The following is an 18175-nucleotide window of genomic DNA, read 5'->3' on the forward strand; positions in this document are numbered from 1 at the left end:
GTCAGAGCACATTTGCTACGCAAAGTGGTCTGACCCGCAAAGTTTCATAACCTTAGAAGGAAACCCATGTTCAACAAAGGACAACTCGCAGGCCTCATGAAACAGGCGCAGGCGATGCAGGACAACATGAAAAAGGCCCAGGACGAACTGGGCAACATCGAAGTCAGCGGTGAGTCCGGCTCCGGCCTGGTCAAGGTCACCATGACCTGCAAACACGAGGTGCGCCGTGTCACCATCGACCCCAGCCTGCTGGCCGATGACAAGGACATGCTGGAAGACCTGGTGGCCGCCGCTTTCAACGCCGCATTGCGCGTCGCCGAAGAAACATCCAACGCCAAGATGAGCAAGATCTCTGCAGGCATGCCCGGTCTCCCCGGTGGCATGAAACTCCCTTTCTGATGGGCTACTGTGCAAGCGTGATGCGGCGTTACGGGGCCCGTCGGGAAATCCTCACGTACCGAAAGTACGTTCCGGTTCCCCGCCACCCGCGCCTTGCCTGACGCTTGCTCGCGACGCCCCACGAAGCTTACTTGTTCATGTCTGATACCCACTCGCTTGATGCCCTGGTCCAGGCCCTCAAACGCCTGCCTGGCGTGGGGGTGAAGTCGGCGCAGCGCATGGCCTTTCACCTGCTGCAGCACGACCGGCCCGCCGCGCAGGCTTTGGCGCGCGCGTTGCAGCAAGCCACCGAGCATGTGCACCACTGCGAGCGTTGCCACACCTTCACTGAAGCGCAAATTTGCGCCACTTGCCTGGACGAGCGGCGTGACCACAGCCAGTTGTGTGTGGTCGAGACCCCGGCGGACCAGTCCGCTCTGGAGCGCACCGGCGCCTACCGTGGCCTGTACTTTGTGCTGATGGGCAAGCTCAGCCCGCTGGACGGCATTGGCCCGAATGATCTGGGTTTCAAGAAGCTGTTTGACCGCGCCTGTGATGGCGTGGTGCAAGAAGTCATCCTGGCCACCAATTTCACCGCCGAGGGCGAAGCCACGGCCCATGTCATCAGCGAAGGCCTCAAGGCGCGCGGCCTCAAGCCCACGCGGCTGGCGCGCGGCGTGCCGGTGGGCAGCGAGCTGGAGTACGTGGACCTGGGCACCATTGCGCACGCACTGGTGGACCGCCGCTAAAACCGATTTTTCCCATACCTAGAAAGCTGTTTTCGTATGCCTTATGCCCATTTCACCCTGGCCTACTGGTGTGTGCTCGTGGCCGCTTTGTTGCCGATTGCCTGCGCCGGGCTTGCCAAGTACGGCATGTTTGGCAAGCCGCGCCGTGAGGGCGGCTTTGACAATGCCAACCCGCGCGGCTGGCTGGCCCGGCAGACCGACTGGCGCGCCCGCGCCAACGCGGCACAGGCCAACAGCTTTGAGGCGCTGCCATTTTTTATCGGTGCGGTGATCATTGCGCATCAGTTGGGTGCGCACCAGGCGCGGCTGGACATTCTGGCCTTCCTGTTTGTCGTGCTGCGCATGATGTACATCATGATGTACGTCGCCGGCCTGCCCACGGTGCGCACCGCCCTGTGGTCGCTGGCGCTGCTGGTGAACGTGGGTATTCTTTTCGTCGGTTACCGCTGACCTGACGGCTCTAGCGTTTGGCCACACGCGTCGGCGCGGCGCGTTTGCCTTTTGCCATAGCGGATTTGGCGCCTGCCGCCTTGGCTGGCAGGAATAGCACCACCTGCTGACCTGGTTTGAAGTTGGCCGCGGTGCCCACCTTGTTCCACTGCGCCACATTGGCGGCCGTGGTCTTGTATTTGCGGGCCACGCTGGCGACGCTGTCAGACTTGCCCGCCTTGACCACGGTGCGTTTGAGCACCACCTCAGGTGCCAGCGAAATCTGCCCGTTGTCCGCCACTTTTTCGGTGACATCGTGTTCCATGTGCGCACTGCGCGGCACCAGCAGGTTGGAGCCAGCACGGATCACCACACGCGGCGGAATATTATTGACGCTGCGCAGCTCGGCTTCACTCATGCCCACGCGTTTGGCGGCGTCTGCTGGGCGCATGGTGGCCGGTGCAATCCACACCGTCCAACTGGCCAGTCGTCCGCCGCTGTAGCCTTCCAGATTGCTCTGGAAGATGGCCGCGTTGTCCCAGGGCAGCAGGATTTGGGGTGTGCCGGCCGCCATGATGACGGGCTTGTTGATGGAGGGGTTCAGGGCCTTGAAATCGTCCAGTTGTACCTCGGCCAGCTTGGCAGCCAGCGTGACATCGATGTCGCGCCGGATGGTGACGGTCTGGAAGTAAGGGTGGTTCTCGATCAGCGGGAGTTTGGAGTTGAAGGCATCCGGTGCAGCCACGATGTTTTTGACGGCCTGCAGCTTGGGCACGTAAAACCGGGTCTCCATGGGCATGTTCAGGTCGGTGTACCCGGCGTCGAGCCCAGCGCGTTTGTTCTTGGCAATGGCGCGGCCCACGCTGCCTTCACCCCAGTTGTAGGCGGCCAGTGCCAGGTGCCAGTCGCCAAACATGCCGTAGAGCTTTTGCAGGTAGTCCAGCGCGGCACGGGTGGAAGCCAGCACATCGCGGCGGTCATCCCGGAAGGCGTTTTGCTTCAGTTCAAAGTACTTGCCGGTGGCCGGCATGAACTGCCACATGCCCGCTGCCTTGGCACCCGACACGGCCTGCGGATTGAAGGCGCTCTCGATGAAGGGCAGCAAGGCCAGTTCGGTGGGCATGCCACGCAGTTCCAGTTCTTCAACGATGTGGAACAGGTATTTCTTGGACCGTTCGGTCATGCGGAAGATGTAGTCCGGGCGTGTGGTGTACCACTGCTCGCGGTCACGCACGAGATCGCTGTCCAGATCGGGCATGGCATAACCACGGCGAATACGCTCCCACAAATCGGCAGGTGGTGCCATGGCCACCACCGTGCGTGACGAGGTCTGCTGGCTTGCAATCGGGGTCAGTGGGGTGCGCGCGTCTGTAGCGGATTGCTCCACAATAGGTCGGGCTGCTGCTGCGGACGCCGTCGGTGCGATTTCGCGGCTGGACTGAAGGCGCAGGCCGTCAGGGGCTGTTGCGCCCCCTTGGTCGTTGTTGACAGCGGTGGTGGCGCAACCGGTGAGCCATAACAGGCTGGCGAGGCAACTGACTTTGAGAAGATTCATCGGTACTGGTTTTTCCATTGGCGCAGTGTGGCAAACACCCCATGCTGGTCCACACCGGCCGCGTCAAATCTGCGGGCCGAGGCCATGATGGTGGGTTGCTGGCTGCGTAAAAAAGGGTTGATCTGTTGCTCCAGCCGGATGCTGGAGGGCAGGGTGACCTGGCCGTCGGCACGCAAGGTCTGGCAGCGCGTGTTGTGCGCGACCAATGCTGCATTATCGGGCTCGACTTCCAGCGCGAATTTCAGGTTGCTCAGCGTGTACTCGTGGGTGCAACACACGCGGGTGTCACCGGGCAGGGCGGCCAGCGATTCCAGAGACGCCAGCATCTGCGCGGGTGTGCCCTCAAACAGGCGGCCACAGCCCGCGCTGAAGAGCGTGTCGCCGCAAAACAGCAGTGGTGTTTCTCCAGTCTCCGCGCAGAAATAGGCAATGTGTCCTGCGGTATGACCAGGCACATCGAGGATTTGAAACGTCCATCCCAAGGCAGACACGGTGTCGCCTTGCTGAAGGCGTTGCAGGGGCTCCGGAATGGTTTCGCGCGCCGGGCCATAGACCTGGGCGCCGGTCGCCTCGCGCAATGCATCAACGCCACCCGTGTGATCCGCATGGTGGTGGGTGACTAGAATGGTCTGCAGTTGCACGCCCTCGCGCGATAGCGCGGCCAACACCGGCGCGGCATCTCCGGGGTCCACCACCAGCGCGTTTTTCCCGTCGTGCAGCATCCAGATGTAGTTGTCGGCAAAAGCGGGTAGCGGTATTAACGTCATGAGCGATCAAATTATAGATTTGCACCAATGGTTCCAGACTCCGGCCGGGCAGTACCTGCTGGACTGGGAGCGCGCCCATGTGGATGCGGCAGTCGCCGATATTTTTGGCTACCACGCCCTGCAACTGGGGGTGCCCGAGCTGGATGGCTTGCAGGCCAACCGCATGCCGCACCAGTGGCTCGCTACCGAGCATACGCCGCCGTCCACGGACTTGGCCGGGCGTCCCCAAGCTTTACACACCGATTTCGCGGCTTTACCTTTTCCTGCGAGCAGCCTGGACCTGGTGCTGTTGCCGCATACCCTGGAGTTCAGTTCTGACCCGCACGCCACATTGCGCGAAGTGGAGCGTGTGCTGGTGCCCGATGGGCGCGTGGTGATTTGCGGACTCAACCCCACCAGTTTGTGGGGCTTGCGCCAAAGCCGTGGACGGCTGTGCCAGAGGCTGGGCTTCGGTAGCCTCTTTTTGCCGGACAGCGGTGATTTCATTGGTTACTGGCGTCTGCGCGACTGGCTGCGTTTGCTCGGCTTCGAGGTCGAAGTGGGGCAACTGGGCTGTTATCGTCCTGCGGTGCGTAGCGACAAATGGTTGCAGCGCATGGAGTGGATGGACGGCGCGGGTGCGCGCTGGTGGCCCATTTTTGGCGCCGCGTATTTTCTGGTGGCCGTCAAACGGGTGCGCGGCATGCGCCTGCTGGGCCCGGCCTGGAAGACCGCACCTGCGCGTGCAGGCAAACCGGTGTCCATTGCCAACCATGTCAGTGATTTTGAAAATGGGGAGAAATGAGTTTGAACGAGGTTGTGATTTACACCGATGGGGCCTGCAAGGGCAACCCCGGCCCTGGTGGTTGGGGTGTGCTGCTGCGCTCCGGTGACGGTACAGAGAAAGAACTGTTTGGCGGTGAGCTGGGTACGACCAACAACCGCATGGAAATGATGGCTGTGATCCAGGCGCTGACTGTGCTCAAGCGGCCTTGCAAGGTAACCCTGCATCTGGACAGCCAATACGTGCTCAAGGGCATTACGGAATGGCTGGCGGGCTGGAAAGCCAAGGGCTGGAAGACCGCTGCCAAACAACCCGTGAAGAACGTGGACTTGTGGCAGCAACTGGATCACTTGGTGGCAAACGGAGGCCATGCCATTGATTGGCGCTGGGTCAAGGGCCACGCCGGTGATCCTGGCAACGAGCGTGCCGACGCGCTGGCCAACATGGGCGTGGAGCGGGCACTGGGCCGCGCCTGAAACGGACTCTGCTCGTTACGGCTGTTCCAACTGACGGAGTTGCTCCAGCGTATTGGCATTGGCGAAAGCGTGTGGGTCGTCCTCTGCGCGGTTGAAAGGCACTTCCACCGTGTGGTGCTGGTTGATCCACGCATTGACCTTGCGCCCGCCGGTCGCCATATACGTGTCCAGACTCGCCACGAGTTGTGTCTGCATGAGGCAAAACACCGGCTGTGAACGCAATAACAGTTGTCCACTCTGTGTTGGCTCGGGCGCCACAGCCACTGCTATCTCTCCCCCGTTGTGCATCAGCGCCTGCGCCATGTGTTCCAGCAAGTCCAAAGGGAACAAGGGCACATCACAGGGCACGGTGAGCAGGTAATCAAAGGCGGGGGTGTCTTGCGTGCAATGCCGCAGGGCAGACAGAAATCCCGCCAGCGGGCCCGCGTAATCGGCGCTGGCATCGGGCCAGACCGGGTGGCCCCAAGCTGCGTATTCGCGCAGGTTGCGGTTGGCATTGATGGCGATCTGGGCAGGGCTGCCTGTGGTTTGCCCAGACAGGCGCTGTACCGCATTCAGGGCCAGTGCCTGGCCCCGGAAGGTCTGCAGGCCTTTGTCCACACCGCCCATGCGTGAACCCTGCCCGCCAGACAGGACTACAGCACACACATTTTGCGCAGGGATGTTGGAAGAGGGAGGCATTCAGCCGCCGATGTAACTCATTTCAATACGGCGTGCGCCGGTACCCACGTCACTCGCACGGGAGCCGCGCAGTTCCGAGTATCGGTCGCTGCGGCCTTGCCAGATATCCTGTAGGCGACCCGCAATGTCGGCATCGGATGCGTCAGCGCGCAGCAGGCTGCGCAGATCATGCCCCTGGCTGGCAAAAAGGCAGAGATAGAGCTGGCCCTCGGTGGACAGGCGGGCGCGGTTGCAGTCGCCGCAGAACGCTTGGGTCACACTGCTGATCACACCGATTTCTCCGACGCTCGGGTCGTGCGCTCCACTGGCATCTGCAAACCCCCAGCGCTGGGCGGTCTCTCCCGGGGTCGAGGGATCGAGCGCGATCAGGGGGAACTCTTGCTGAATGCGCTGAATGACCTCGGACGATGGCAGAACTTCGTCCATGCGCCAGCCATTGGTGGCGCCCACATCCATGTATTCGATGAAACGCAGCACCGTGCCGCTGCCCTTGAAATGGCGCACCATGGGAAGGATTTCATGGTCATTGGTACCGCGCTTGACCACCATGTTGACCTTGATGGGGCCCAATCCGGCCTCTTGTGCTGCCTGCAGGCCTTCCAGCACATCGGCCACCGGAAAGTCCACATCGTTCATTTGCCGGAAGACGGCGTCATCCAGTCCATCCAGACTGACCGTGACGCGTTGCAACCCTGCGGCTTTCAGGGCCCGGGCTTTGCGTGCCAGTAGCGAACCATTGGTGGTCAGCGTCAGGTCCAGCGGTTTGCCCTCGATGGTGCGCAGAGCGGCCAGTTGTTCAATCAACACTTCGATGTTCTTGCGCAGCAGGGGCTCTCCACCTGTCAGTCGGATTTTCTGCACACCGAGTGCCACAAACTGCCGGCTTATGCGGGTGATTTCTTCAAATGACAACAACGACGCGTGGGGAAGGTAGGGGTAGTCCTTGCCAAACACTTCCTTGGGCATGCAGTAGCTGCAGCGGAAATTGCAGCGGTCGGTCACGCTGATGCGCAGGTCACGCAACGGGCGCCCCAAGGCGTCACCCACTACCTCTGTCCCACCTAGGGGCCTTGGGACACTGGGCGGTATGGCGGCCGTACGTTGGTCTTGCAGCGGGAATATGCGGAATGGGGCGCGTTCGGTCATGGACGCTATTGTCCACCGGCTGTGGTTAATTCGCTACGCGGCTCAGTGCAAAATTGCGGCATCTTCATGAGAGCCCACCTCGCTTGGAGAGCAAGCCATGTATAAAAAGTATCTCGTCGGTTTACTGCTGGTGTATGGGAGTCTGGCCGGTGCGCAAGCACAGGGCAGCGCATCTGCGCTTTCAGAGCAGGATTTCCTCAATGAGATGCCGATTGTGTTGTCGGTTTCCCACCTTGCCCAACGGCTGGATGAGATTCCTGGCGCCGTGACCATCTTGGACCGCGATTTCATCCGAAAAACTGGTGCCAGAGACGTTACAGACGTACTCCGGTTTGTTCCTGGCTTTCAGACAACGCAGTCATTCGAGGAAGAAGCGCCCCTGGCGACTTACCACGGACGAAGTGATGCTTGGGCCAACAGAATCCAGGTGCTCGTGGACGGTCGCTCGGTGTATTCCGGGCACCTCTTCGGTTCTGCGGGGCTGGGGCTTCAAACCCTTGCGATAGACGATATCGAGCGAATAGAGGTACTGCGCGGCACAAACTCTGCGGCTTACGGTGCGCGGGCGTTTCTGGGGGTGGTCAACATCGTGTCGCGTGACACGCGCACAACCGCGGGTGCGGCCTATTCGATTGCGAAGGGCGAGAACGGGATTGACGATATCGGGCTGCGCGTAGGTTGGGGTGAAAGCGCGTCAATGTATCGCATCAGCGCAGATTCTCGCGAAGACAATGGTTTGCGGGGTGCCTTCGGCAAGAACCGGATAGGCCGCTTCAATTTCGTTACGGATGGCAGCCTGGATCCGGGATTGGTTTACAGCTTCAAAATGGGGGGGCTGGAGGTCGCTGCTGGTCGCGGAACGGTCGATGATCCGGGTGGCGGCAACTTGGCACGTTTCCGCTTCATGGACACCGCGTTTGTGCAATTGGACGTGACCAAGAGCGTCGGAGAAGGCGAAGACTATGCGTTCGGGATATCTCGAACCCTGATCAACAACAATGACCACTTCCCATACCAGCCAGCTGGTGGCGGTGGGGCCTTTAAGAATGCTTTGATCGACTTTGGCGCGCAGGAAACCAATGATGTGGTGTCGCTGCGGCGCACACTTCAGCACTCCGCAACACTGCGCTCGGTGATGGGCACCGAACTGCGCAGGGAACTGATAGTCTCGCGCTCAAGTTTTGATACCTTGGGATCGGTTACTTCGGATTTTGTGCGTTTGTTTGGCAATGCAGAGTGGCGCTTCGCGCCCTCGTGGCTGCTCAATGCAGGGGCTCTGGCTGAACGCAGTTCTTTGGGCGGGTTCAACATGGCTCCGCGGCTGATGCTGAATTGGCAAGCCATGGAAGGGCATACCTTGCGCGCGGGCACATCAAGCGGCTTCCGTCCACCCAGTGCCTACGAAAAATTTGGCGCCCGCCGCTACTACGACGTTACGGGTGCTTTGGCAACCACTTACTACACGCTGGCTTCTGGAGACCTGGTGCCAGAACGCATAGTGGCGCGAGAACTGGGGTATTTGGGGGAACTAAAAAGCATGCGGACGTCGCTGGACATACGCCTTTTTGACGAACAGATCAGCGATGGTATCCAGTCGTCCACGGGAACGCCGACTGACTATGGAAATTTTGAGAGAAGCACGATCACGGGGGGCGAGTACCAATTGACCTGGCGCCCCTCTCCCGGAACCGAGTTGTTTGTATCCCAAACCATCACCACCATCGATGTGCAGTCATCGGCTGGGGCGGATGCCCGGGTGCGGGCCATCCATGGCTCGCCCCTGTCGTCCAGCTCTATGGCACTGTTGCACCAGTTTTCGGGGGGTATTCATGTCGCATTGACGTACCAGAACGCGGATGTTTATGCCCTTACCTCTGATAACGGCGGTTTATATTCCCGACAGCGCGTTGACGTGCGTCTGGCGCGGCAATTCAGGGTCGGGCGCAGCAAGGCGGAACTCGCCTGGACTCTGCAAAATATCGATTCTCCTTACCTAGATAGCGACAAGAAGTTCTACTTTGAACCGCGCAGTTTCGTGACGCTCAGGATTGAGAACTGAGGCGCACCGAGTGACCCGCGCAATAGTCAGAACATTGCTCTGCATGGCGTGCCTCTGGATTGGGGCTGGCCGGGCCTATGCTGTTACTGTGCTGGTCGTTGCGGGAGAGCACAGCGCAGCCTCCATCGAGGTAACCGAGGCCATGTTCGGCGTCTTGGAGCGGACCGGTATGGCGAAAGCAGAATTGGCACAGATTAGCGTGGATGAAGTGGCAGGCATTGACCTGGTAGGCCCGTCGGCGCCCAAGATACTGGTTACTTTGGGGACCAATGCGTTGCAGAAAGTGCTGGCCCGCGAATCACGCCTTCCCGTCTTGGCAGCCTTGATTCCGCGGGGCAGCTTTGAGCGTGTTGTCCGGGACAGCGGGAAGAGGAGCTCCGTCACTCTCGCCGCGCTGTATCTGGACCAGCCATGGGACCGTCAACTGGATATGGTCCGTCTGGCACTGCCAGACGCACACCGAGTTGGCATTTTATTTGGCGCGGAGTCTGTCATTCGAAAGCCTGCATTGGCTTCCGCGCTTCAGGAGCGGGGGTTGGAGATGGTCAGCAGTGTTGCCCCTGACGGAAGTTCGTTTCCACCGCTCGGCGTGGTGCTGGAGTCTGCAGATGTGCTACTTGCGGTACCGGATACCCAGGTGTTCAACAGCTCATCCATATCCAATCTGTTGTTGTCCACCTATCGGGCTCACATCCCCATGGTGGCGTTTTCCCCAGCATATGTAAAAGCCGGCGCCTTGCTTTCATTGCATTCCACCCCTAGCCAGATTGGGGTGCAGTCAGCGGGGATAGCGCGCAGCCTTTTGGCGGGAGCAGTTGTTGCGCCAGCGCAGTACCCTTTGGAGTTCACGGTCACTGTCAACGAACAGGTAGCTCGCTCCCTCGGGCTCCAGATCAACGCCGCCGCTCTGTCAGAGCGTTTGCGCAGAATGGAGAGGAAGCCCTGATGCTGCGCACCATCCGCTCACGCATGTTGCTCGCGGCCTTACTTCCGGTCACGCTGGTGGTGGTTGCTGTTGTTGGTGCTTTCTGGGCCAGCCGCCTGGGAGACCTGGATGAGGCACACCAGCAACGCGCAAAACTACTGGTCCGGCAGGTGGCGCTGGCCAGTGAGTACGGGGTGTTTTCCGGCAACACTGCCAGCTTGCAAGCCGTGGTCAACGCGGTCTTGCGCGAGCCAGACGTACGTGCTGTGGCAGTCTTTGACGCCAATGGCGCCATGCTGGCGAGTGCGGGAACGCCGGCATTTACCAGCTACGGCTCGTTGCAGGACTCGGTCTATATTGCACAACAGCACAACCGTGGCGTGGACACCCTGACGGAATCCATCAATCTGAGCAATGTGCAACTCGATGACCTGTTTGCCAACCAGGGCACCGATAAATTCTCGCCGTCGACCCATTTGGGGCATGCGGTACTGGAAATTTCCAGAGGGGGGCTGGCCGCGCGAGAGCGGGACCTGCTTTCCATTGCCCTGCTGGTGGGGCTGCTCGGTTTGTCCCTGGGAGGTTTTCTGGCACTGCGCCTGGGGGAGGGGGTGGTCCATCCCATATTGCAGGTCTCCAAAACCATTGGCCGTATTGGCCGGGGCAGCTTTTCTCCGCATCGCCCGCTGAATCCCAAGGATCCGCTGTTTGAGCTGCAAGCCGGTTTGCGGCAAATGGCGATCCGCCTCGCGTGGGGGCGCGACGAGCTGGAGCAACAAGTGACCGCGGTGACCCAGGAGTTGCGCCTGAAAAAGGAAGAGGCCGAAAACGCGACACTGGCCAAGTCCCGCTTTCTGGCCGCAGCGAGCCACGATCTGCGCCAGCCCACCCACGCGCTGGGCATGTTTGTGGCTCGGCTGGAGCAACTCACATTGGACGCCCAGACCCGCGAGCTGGTGGGCAATCTGCAGGCCTCGGTGCAGTCCATGCAGGACTTGCTGGATGGTTTGCTGGACTTGTCGCGGCTGGAGTCTGGCGCAGTCCAGGTGCAACTCGCCCGGATATCCATTGGCTCCCTGTTCAATGGTTTACAGGCTGCGCTGGCACCGATTGCCGCAGACAAGAATTTGCGCCTGCACATTCGGCCGAGCGACGCGTGGGCGCACACGGACGCGATTTTGTTGCAACGCATTGTGATGAACCTGGCGCAGAACGCATTGCGTTACACCGAAGCGGGCACCGTTCTGATTTCTTGCCGGCGGGTGGATGCGGGGCAGAACCTGCGCATTGAGGTGTGGGACAGCGGCATCGGCATTTCGCCCGAACACCAGACTGAAATTTTCAAAGAGTTTTACCAGGTTGGGAATTCCGCACGGGGGCGTGCGTATGGTCTGGGCTTGGGACTCAACATTGTGGAGCGCAGCGCCCAGTTGCTCGGGCATACCGTATGCATACGTTCGGGGCTGGGTTGTGGCACGCGGATTTCGGTGACCCTGCCCATGGCGGAGCCGCCCGACACCATGACCACGGTGCTCCCCGAGGTGATTGCCGTGCAAGATAACCGGGGCTTGCGGGTTCTCGTGTTGGAGGACGACGATTTTGCCCGGGAGGCCGTGCAGGAGCTATTGGCTACGTGGGGTTACGGCGTGCGGGCCGTGGCATCGGTGGGCCAAGCCATGGATTTGGTGCGCGAGGGGTTTGTGCCCGACATCATCGTCAGTGATTACCGTCTGGGCGATGGTGAGAATGGCCTGATGGCCATTCACGGCTTGCGGGCCTTGGCGCAATCCGAAATACCGGCCTGCCTGATGAGTGGAGACACCGATGGGGTGCTGATGCAGGCCGCCAAAGATGCCAATTTGACACTGCTGCACAAGCCGGTGCGCCCTGCCAAATTGCGCAGCTTGCTCAGGCGTCTGGCGCCGTTGACCGAGTCAGAGGCCGGAGCAGCCGCACCACAGCAAGACGCTTAGCTGGTTTCCCGGGGTTTGTAACCTTTGCGTGCCGCGGCCACCACGGCCTGGGTACGGTTTTGTACCTCGAAGTGCCGCAGTATCGATGTGACGTGGGTTTTGATGGTTTCTTCCGACAGACTCAGCGACTTGCCAATTTCGCGATTGGATTGACCATCCAGCAGCCCTTGCAACACCAGCTCCTGCCGTTGCGTCAGCGTGGATTTGGGATTGGGGTTTTCATTCGGTACCGTGAGGGGGCCTTGCTGCCGGTCTTCGGGCCAATAGACATTGCCGTCCAGTACCTGCCGCACGGCACGCAGCAGTTCATCGCTCAAGCTGGATTTGTTGATAAAACCTGCAGCGCCGGACTTCAACACCTGCTGCATGATCTGGTAGTTGGCGGAGCCTGACAACATCACGATAGGCAACTCGGGATGGCGTTCGGCAAATATGTCCAGCGCCTGCAAGCCTGTCATGTCCGGCAGGTGGTAGTCCAGCAGCGCCAGATCCAGATCAAGGTGGGACTGGGCCAATGCGAATGCCTGTTCGCAGGTTCCCGCCTGCAGCACATCCACGTTTTCGTCGAGTCCCTTGAGGACCTGTCGCAGGCCTTCACGCACCAGCGCGTGGTCGTCGATCACAAGAATTTTCAAATCGGCACCCGAAGTAACTACGTAATGGCTAGCGTACGCGAAAAAAAGCCCGCTTGCGCGGGCTTTTTAGCTCGGGGCTACTCAACCGCCGTGGATTTTCATCATCAATGGCACGATCAGCAGTGCCACGATGTTGATGATCTTGATCAACGGGTTGATGGCCGGGCCGGCCGTGTCCTTGTACGGATCACCGACCGTGTCACCCGTCACTGCGGCCTTGTGGGTTTCGGAGCCCTTGCCGCCATGGTGGCCGTCTTCGATGTACTTCTTGGCGTTGTCCCAAGCACCGCCGCCGGTACACATGGAGATCGCCACAAACAGGCCGGTCACAATCGTGCCCATCAGCAAACCACCCAATGCCGCTGGACCGAGTGCCAGACCGACCACGATGGGCACGATCACCGGCAGCAGCGACGGGATCATCATTTCCTTGATCGCAGCCGTGGTCAGCATGTCCACTGCCGTGTCGTACTCGGGCTTGCCCGTGCCGTCCATGATGCCCTTGATCTCCTTGAACTGGCGGCGTACTTCCACCACCACCGCACCGGCGGCGCGGCCCACGGCCTCCATCGCCATGGCGCCAAACAGGTAGGGAATCAAACCACCGATGAACAGGCCGATGATGACCATCGGGTCGCTCAAATCGAACGTGATGTGCTTGCCAAACGCGTCCAGCTTGTGGGTGTAGTCGGCAAACAGCACCAGCGCGGCTAGCCCTGCGGAGCCAATCGCGTAACCCTTGGTCACGGCCTTGGTGGTGTTGCCCACGGCGTCCAGCGGGTCGGTGATGTCGCGCACACTGGCGGGCAGCTCGGCCATTTCGGCAATGCCACCGGCGTTGTCGGTAATGGGGCCGTAGGCGTCCAACGCCACCACAATGCCGGCCATGCTCAGCATGGAGGTGGCTGCGATGGCGATGCCGTACAGGCCACCCAGGCTGAAGGCGCTGTAGATGGCGGCGCAGACAAAAATTACGGGCCAGGCGGTGGAGCGCATGGAGACACCCAGACCGGCAATGATGTTGGTGCCGTGGCCCGTGGTCGATGCCTGTGCGATGTGCTGCACCGGCGCGTACTGGGTACCGGTGTAGTACTCGGTGATCCACACCAGCGCGCCGGTCAGGACCAGGCCCACGACGCAGGCGCCGAACAGCTTGCCCGCGGTGATCACGTGGCCGTCGGTCAGCGTGATGGCCGCCGGGAACAGCGATTGCGTGACGAAGTAGAAAGCGATGAGCGATAACACGCCGGCAATCGCCAGGCCCTTGTACAGCGCAGGCATCACGTTCTTCATGCCGGGCGATGCCTTGACGAAGAAGCAACCGATGATGGAGGCCACAATCGACACCGCACCCAGTGCCAGGGGATACAAAACGGCTGTAGCCCCCGCTGCACTTGCGAGAAGTGCTCCTAAAACCATAGTGGCGATGAGCGTCACCGCATAGGTTTCAAACAGGTCGGCGGCCATGCCGGCGCAGTCACCCACGTTGTCGCCCACGTTGTCGGCGATCACGGCCGGGTTGCGCGGGTCGTCTTCGGGGATGCCGGCTTCGACCTTGCCCACCAGATCGGCGCCTACGTCAGCGCCCTTGGTGAAGATGCCGCCGCCCAGACGGGCGAAGATGGAAATCAGCGACGAGCCGAAGGCAAAACCGATCAGCGGGTTGAGCTTGGCAACCGTGACCATGCCGTCCGGTACCAGGTACCAGTAGAAGCCAGTCACGCCCAGCAGGCCCAAGCCCACCACCAGCATGCCGGTGATGGCGCCGCCGCGGAAAGCCACGTCCAGTGCCGGGCCAATGCCCTTGGTGGCGGCCTGCGCCGTGCGCACGTTGGCGCGCACCGACACGTTCATGCCGATGAAGCCGCAGGCGCCGGAGAGCACTGCGCCCACGACAAAGCCCACGGCGCTCAGGGGATCGAGAAAAATACCGATCAGGATGGTCAACACCACGCCCACGATGGCGATGGTCTTGTACTGCCGAGAAAGGTAGGCCGCGGCACCGGTCTGGATGGCGGCTGCAATCTCTTGCATGCGCGCATTGCCGGCGTCCTGGGAAAGAATCCAGCTGCGGGCCCAAACACCGTACACCACGGCAATCAGTCCACAGCCAAGCGCCAGAAACAGCGCTGAGTTGCCCGTCATAGAAATACTCCTCTATGGTTGTTTCGCAAAGATGGGAGCAACGCTAGCGAGGCCCCCGCTGCGTTGCTTCCTCGATGCTCCAACCCCACAAAGCAAGGGGAGATGATTGGCCAACCGGCCGAATGTAGCGTGCTTTGATGACGGTCTTGGGTAAACGCAAGTGCCAAGTCAGTAAAATCCGGGTTAATCCCTAGGTTTTTCGTTTCTTACTTTCAACATCAAGAGAACAAGCATGTCCCTCGACAAAGTCACCCCCGGCAGCAAAGTCCCCGACGCGTTCAACGTCATCATCGAAATCCCCATGAATGCCGATCCGGTGAAGTACGAAGTGGACAAGGACTCGGGCGCCATTTTTGTGGACCGCTTCATGAGCACCGCCATGCACTACCCGACCAACTACGGTTATGTGCCCAAGACCATCTCCGGTGACGGCGACCCGGTGGACGTGCTGGTGATCACCCCCGTGCCCCTGATCCCCGGTGTGGTGGTGACCTGCCGCGCCATTGGTATCCTGAAGATGACCGACGAAGCCGGCGAAGACGGCAAGGTGCTGGCCGTGCCCGTGGACAAGATTTTGTCGCTGTACAGCCAGTGGCAAAAGCCCGAAGACCTGAACCCCTTCCGCCTGAAGACCATTGCCCACTTCTTTGAACACTACAAGGATCTGGAAGAAGGCAAGTGGGTCAAGGTGCAAGGCTGGGAAGGCCCAGAGTCCGCCCAGAAAGAAATCATGGACGGCATCGCCAACTACAACAAACAACAGGCGTAATACGTCCTGCGGCGGGTTTTAGGGGTTAAAAAGGCCTCTAGCCCGCATGGATAGTGCGCAAGCAGCTATCAAAAAAAGAGCGTTTCCCTGCGAAGGGTAACGCTCTTTTTATTGGGGCCCCGTGCTGGGCCGGGCCAACGGGCCTTAGCGTGTCGGGTCGGGGAACACCCACTGCTGCAGCCGGCCGGCGCGCTCAAACGGCTTCCAGGTGCCCGGCGTCTGCGCCAGCCGGTCGGCCACGACCCACCAGGCCGTGGGGTTGAGCCCCAAGCCAATGTGGCTGGCAAACACTTCCACGTTTTCGGTGTTCGGGTTGGCGCGGCTGGTGGCTTGCAGGCTGGCGCTCCACGCCACCACACCGTCGGTGCGTGAGTAGATCGAGGTGGTGGGTACGGGCGGTGCGGTTGGCAGGTCGAAGTTTTCCACCTCCTGGGTGATGCTGCGCCCGCTGGTCAGCTCGTACAGGCGCCAGGCATTGGTGCTTTTGTGCGAGCCGGAAAAGGGTGTGCCCAGGGTGATGACGCTGCGTACGCACTGGGGCAATTCCTTGGCCAGCTCGCGGGCGTACACGCCGCCCAGGCTCCAGCCGACTAGGCTGACCGGTTCACCCGCTGCTTCGCAGGTGTCCAGCACCTGGCGTTTGGCGGTTTCCAGGATGCCGGCCCGCGGGCCGAAGTTGTAGCCCTGGTTCCAGCCCGATACGTCGTAACCCAGGTTTTGCAGGTAGCCGCGCAGGGGCAACGTGGAGCCATCGCTGGCAGACAGGCCGGGGAAAACAATCACCGGATGGCCATCGCCCACCGGGGCACGCATCAGGGCGGGCCAGCTCGGCAGCAAAGACCAAAACTCCCAGGGTGCACGAAATTCCAGTGCCATCAGCAGCGCGTTGGGTGCGGGGGCGTGTTCACTCGGGGTTGCCTTGGATGCTTTCGCCATCGTCTTCGGGGTGCACGGCGTGTGTTACGCCGTAGCGGTTGTTGGTACTGCGTTCGACGGTAGCAGCTTTTGGCGGGGGGCTGGCTGACGCAGGCGTTGTTTTGTCGGGGAAAATCGGGGTTTTCGTCACTTAGGTGACTGTGGCTGGGCGGTACGTCCGGTCCGGATCTTGCGTAAGTCGCAATAGGTGCTGTGAAGCATTTCCTGCATCTTCTCGCTTCTGCGCCAGTTATTGCCCCAAAGATATGAACAAATTGAAAATTTCCTCCCGTCTGGTTCTGCTGGTTGGTGTCATGAGTGCGTTATTGCTGCTAGTAGGGGGTATCGGCCTGTACGGCATGGGCAAAAGCAACGAAGCGCTGGACGCGGTGTATTCCGACCGCACGGTCCCCATTCAGCAGCTCAGCGACATCCGGTATCTGCAACTGCGTAATCTGATGTCCATCGCCGATGCCCAAACACAGCCCAACGAGGCCAACATCACCAAATCGGCCTCTGACGTGAAGACGCAACTGGCGCAAATTGATGTGCTGTGGGCTGCGTATATGGCCACCCAACTGACGCCGGAAGAGGCGCAATTGGCGGCTGCGGTTGCAGCCCTCAACAAGAAGCTTGTCAGCGAAGGCCTGCAACCTACCTTGGCGGCCCAGGCCGCCAATGACATGTATGTGGCCACACTGGCGGTGGACGAGAAACTGCGCCCGCTGTTTGCACAGGCGCGGGACAAGCTCGGTGAGTTGATCAAACTGCAGGTGGCGCTGGCCCAAAACGAGTTCGATACCTCGACCCAAAGAGCGCAAACCATCCGCGGTGTCTCCATTGCCTCCATGGTGCTGGGGCTGGGCTTTGCCATCGTCTTTGGCTGGGTACTGGCGCAGAGCATTACCAAGCCGCTGGTGCGGGCGGTGGAAATTTCCAACGCCGTAGCGCACGGTGATTTGAGCGCCCCTATTCCGACACAAGGCTCCGACGAAATTGCCGCGTTGATGCGCGCTTTGTCAGAGATGCAAGCCGGTTTGGTCACCGTGGTCACCCAGGTGCGCCACGGATCGGAGAGTGTGGCGACCGCCAGCTCGGAGATCGCCCAAGGTAACCATGACCTTTCCGCCCGCACCGAAAGCCAGGCCAGCGCCCTCGAAGAAACGGCCGCTTCGATGGAAGAACTCGGCGCCAACGTGAAACACAACGCCGACAACGCGCGTCAGGCGAATCAACTGGCCATGCGTGCGTCCACCGTGGCGGTGCAGGGCGGTGAAGTCGTGGCCCAGGTGGTGGACACCATGAAGGGCATCAACGACAGCTCACGCAGGATTTCCGACATCATCAGCGTGATCGATGGCATCGCGTTTCAGACCAACATCCTGGCGCTGAACGCGGCGGTAGAAGCCGCGCGTGCTGGTGAACAGGGCCGTGGCTTTGCCGTGGTGGCCAGCGAAGTGCGCAGCCTGGCGGGGCGCTCTGCAGAAGCCGCCAAGGAAATCAAGATGCTGATTGGCGACAGCGTCACCCGGGTCGAACAGGGCACGGCGCTGGTAGACCGCGCCGGTACCACCATGACAGAAGTGGTCAGCAGCATCCAACGCGTGACTGAGATCATGGGCGAGATCAGCGCGGCCAGCAACGAACAGTCCCTGGGTGTGGCCCAGGTCGGTGAAGCCGTCACACAGATGGACCAGGCGACGCAGCAAAACGCGGCGCTGGTGGAAGAGATGGCCGCCGCCGCCAGCAGTCTGAAATCTCAGGCCAACGAGCTGGTGCAGGCCGTGGCGGTGTTCAAGCTGGCCTGAGA

At 60.7% G+C, this 18175-nt stretch carries 17 protein-coding genes; 10 read left to right on the forward strand and 7 right to left on the reverse strand.

All coding sequences use genetic code 11. The features are described from left to right. Positions 1-66 precede the first annotated feature (66 nt). The 3 genes from RS694_RS07435 (at position 67) to RS694_RS07445 (ending at position 1577) form a co-directional block, all read left to right on the forward strand. Complete coding sequence (locus RS694_RS07435; protein ID WP_029705830.1) at positions 67-399, forward strand: YbaB/EbfC family nucleoid-associated protein; 333 nt, start codon at positions 67-69, stop codon at positions 397-399. Between the two features lie 137 nt (positions 400-536). Beyond that, the gene (gene recR, locus RS694_RS07440) at positions 537-1127 is read left to right on the forward strand and encodes a recombination mediator RecR (protein ID WP_029705829.1); all 591 of its coding nucleotides are present in this window, start codon (positions 537-539) and stop codon (positions 1125-1127) included. 36 nt (positions 1128-1163) lie between these two features. Next, positions 1164-1577, forward strand: a complete 414-nt coding sequence (locus tag RS694_RS07445; RefSeq protein WP_029705828.1) for an MAPEG family protein — start codon at positions 1164-1166, stop codon at positions 1575-1577. Between the two features lie 10 nt (positions 1578-1587). Here RS694_RS07445 and RS694_RS07450 read toward each other — a convergent pair whose 3' ends face one another. Both RS694_RS07450 and gloB read right to left on the reverse strand, forming a co-directional pair. Further along, a complete protein-coding gene (locus RS694_RS07450) occupies positions 1588-3111 on the reverse strand; it encodes a transglycosylase SLT domain-containing protein (protein ID WP_029705827.1) in 1524 nt (507 codons plus the stop codon). Next, positions 3108-3878 (reverse strand): hydroxyacylglutathione hydrolase, encoded by a 771-nt coding sequence (gloB, locus tag RS694_RS07455; RefSeq protein WP_029705826.1) that lies wholly within the window; start codon positions 3876-3878, stop codon positions 3108-3110. The genes RS694_RS07450 and gloB overlap by 4 nt, the downstream gene beginning before the upstream one ends. Here gloB and RS694_RS07460 point away from each other — a divergent pair. After that, a complete protein-coding gene (locus RS694_RS07460) occupies positions 3877-4662 on the forward strand; it encodes a class I SAM-dependent methyltransferase (RefSeq protein WP_029705825.1) in 786 nt (261 codons plus the stop codon). The genes gloB and RS694_RS07460 overlap by 2 nt on opposite strands. 2 nt (positions 4663-4664) lie before the next feature. After that, positions 4665-5117: a ribonuclease HI gene (gene rnhA, locus RS694_RS07465; RefSeq protein ID WP_029705824.1), complete on the forward strand. Its 453-nt coding sequence runs from the start codon at positions 4665-4667 to the stop codon at positions 5115-5117. 15 nt (positions 5118-5132) lie between these two features. On the opposite strand, the gene mobA is transcribed toward rnhA, so the two are convergent. Both mobA and moaA read right to left on the reverse strand, forming a co-directional pair. Continuing rightward, a complete protein-coding gene (mobA, locus tag RS694_RS07470; protein WP_029705823.1) occupies positions 5133-5798 on the reverse strand; it encodes a molybdenum cofactor guanylyltransferase MobA in 666 nt (221 codons plus the stop codon). Then, on the reverse strand, positions 5799-6944 hold the full coding sequence (gene moaA / locus RS694_RS07475) for a GTP 3',8-cyclase MoaA (RefSeq protein WP_029705822.1): 1146 nt from the start codon (positions 6942-6944) through the stop codon (positions 5799-5801). Between the two features lie 97 nt (positions 6945-7041). Between moaA and RS694_RS07480 the strand changes: the two genes are divergently transcribed. From RS694_RS07480 to RS694_RS07490, 3 genes are read left to right on the forward strand one after another with little or no spacing between them, the layout of a single operon-like run. After that, positions 7042-9003: a TonB-dependent receptor plug domain-containing protein gene (locus tag RS694_RS07480; RefSeq protein ID WP_076069484.1), complete on the forward strand. Its 1962-nt coding sequence runs from the start codon at positions 7042-7044 to the stop codon at positions 9001-9003. Between the two features lie 10 nt (positions 9004-9013). After that, positions 9014-9949, forward strand: a complete 936-nt coding sequence (locus RS694_RS07485) for an ABC transporter substrate-binding protein (protein ID WP_037246384.1) — start codon at positions 9014-9016, stop codon at positions 9947-9949. After that, on the forward strand, positions 9949-11901 hold the full coding sequence (locus tag RS694_RS07490) for a hybrid sensor histidine kinase/response regulator (RefSeq protein ID WP_029705819.1): 1953 nt from the start codon (positions 9949-9951) through the stop codon (positions 11899-11901). Before RS694_RS07485 ends, RS694_RS07490 begins: the two co-directional genes overlap by 1 nt. Here the strand turns inward: RS694_RS07490 and RS694_RS07495 are convergent. Continuing rightward, positions 11898-12536: a response regulator transcription factor gene (locus tag RS694_RS07495; RefSeq protein ID WP_029705818.1), complete on the reverse strand. Its 639-nt coding sequence runs from the start codon at positions 12534-12536 to the stop codon at positions 11898-11900. The genes RS694_RS07490 and RS694_RS07495 overlap by 4 nt on opposite strands. 81 nt (positions 12537-12617) lie before the next feature. Continuing rightward, on the reverse strand, positions 12618-14681 hold the full coding sequence (locus RS694_RS07500) for a sodium-translocating pyrophosphatase (protein ID WP_029705817.1): 2064 nt from the start codon (positions 14679-14681) through the stop codon (positions 12618-12620). Between the two features lie 232 nt (positions 14682-14913). On the opposite strand from RS694_RS07500, the gene ppa reads away from it, so the two are divergent. Continuing rightward, entirely contained in the window at positions 14914-15450 is a 537-nt protein-coding gene (gene ppa, locus RS694_RS07505) for an inorganic diphosphatase (RefSeq protein ID WP_029705816.1), read from the forward strand. Positions 15451-15594: 144 nt separating this feature from the next. Here ppa and RS694_RS07510 read toward each other — a convergent pair whose 3' ends face one another. Then, on the reverse strand, positions 15595-16386 hold the full coding sequence (locus tag RS694_RS07510; RefSeq protein ID WP_029705815.1) for an esterase/lipase family protein: 792 nt from the start codon (positions 16384-16386) through the stop codon (positions 15595-15597). A gap of 245 nt (positions 16387-16631) precedes the next feature. Here RS694_RS07510 and RS694_RS07515 point away from each other — a divergent pair, with 245 nt between their 5' ends. Then, entirely contained in the window at positions 16632-18173 is a 1542-nt protein-coding gene (locus tag RS694_RS07515) for a methyl-accepting chemotaxis protein (RefSeq protein WP_076069487.1), read from the forward strand. Positions 18174-18175: the final 2 nt, after the last annotated feature.

The sequence above is a fragment of the Rhodoferax saidenbachensis genome, from assembly GCF_001955715.1.
GTDB lineage: Bacteria > Pseudomonadota > Gammaproteobacteria > Burkholderiales > Burkholderiaceae_C > Allorhodoferax > Allorhodoferax saidenbachensis.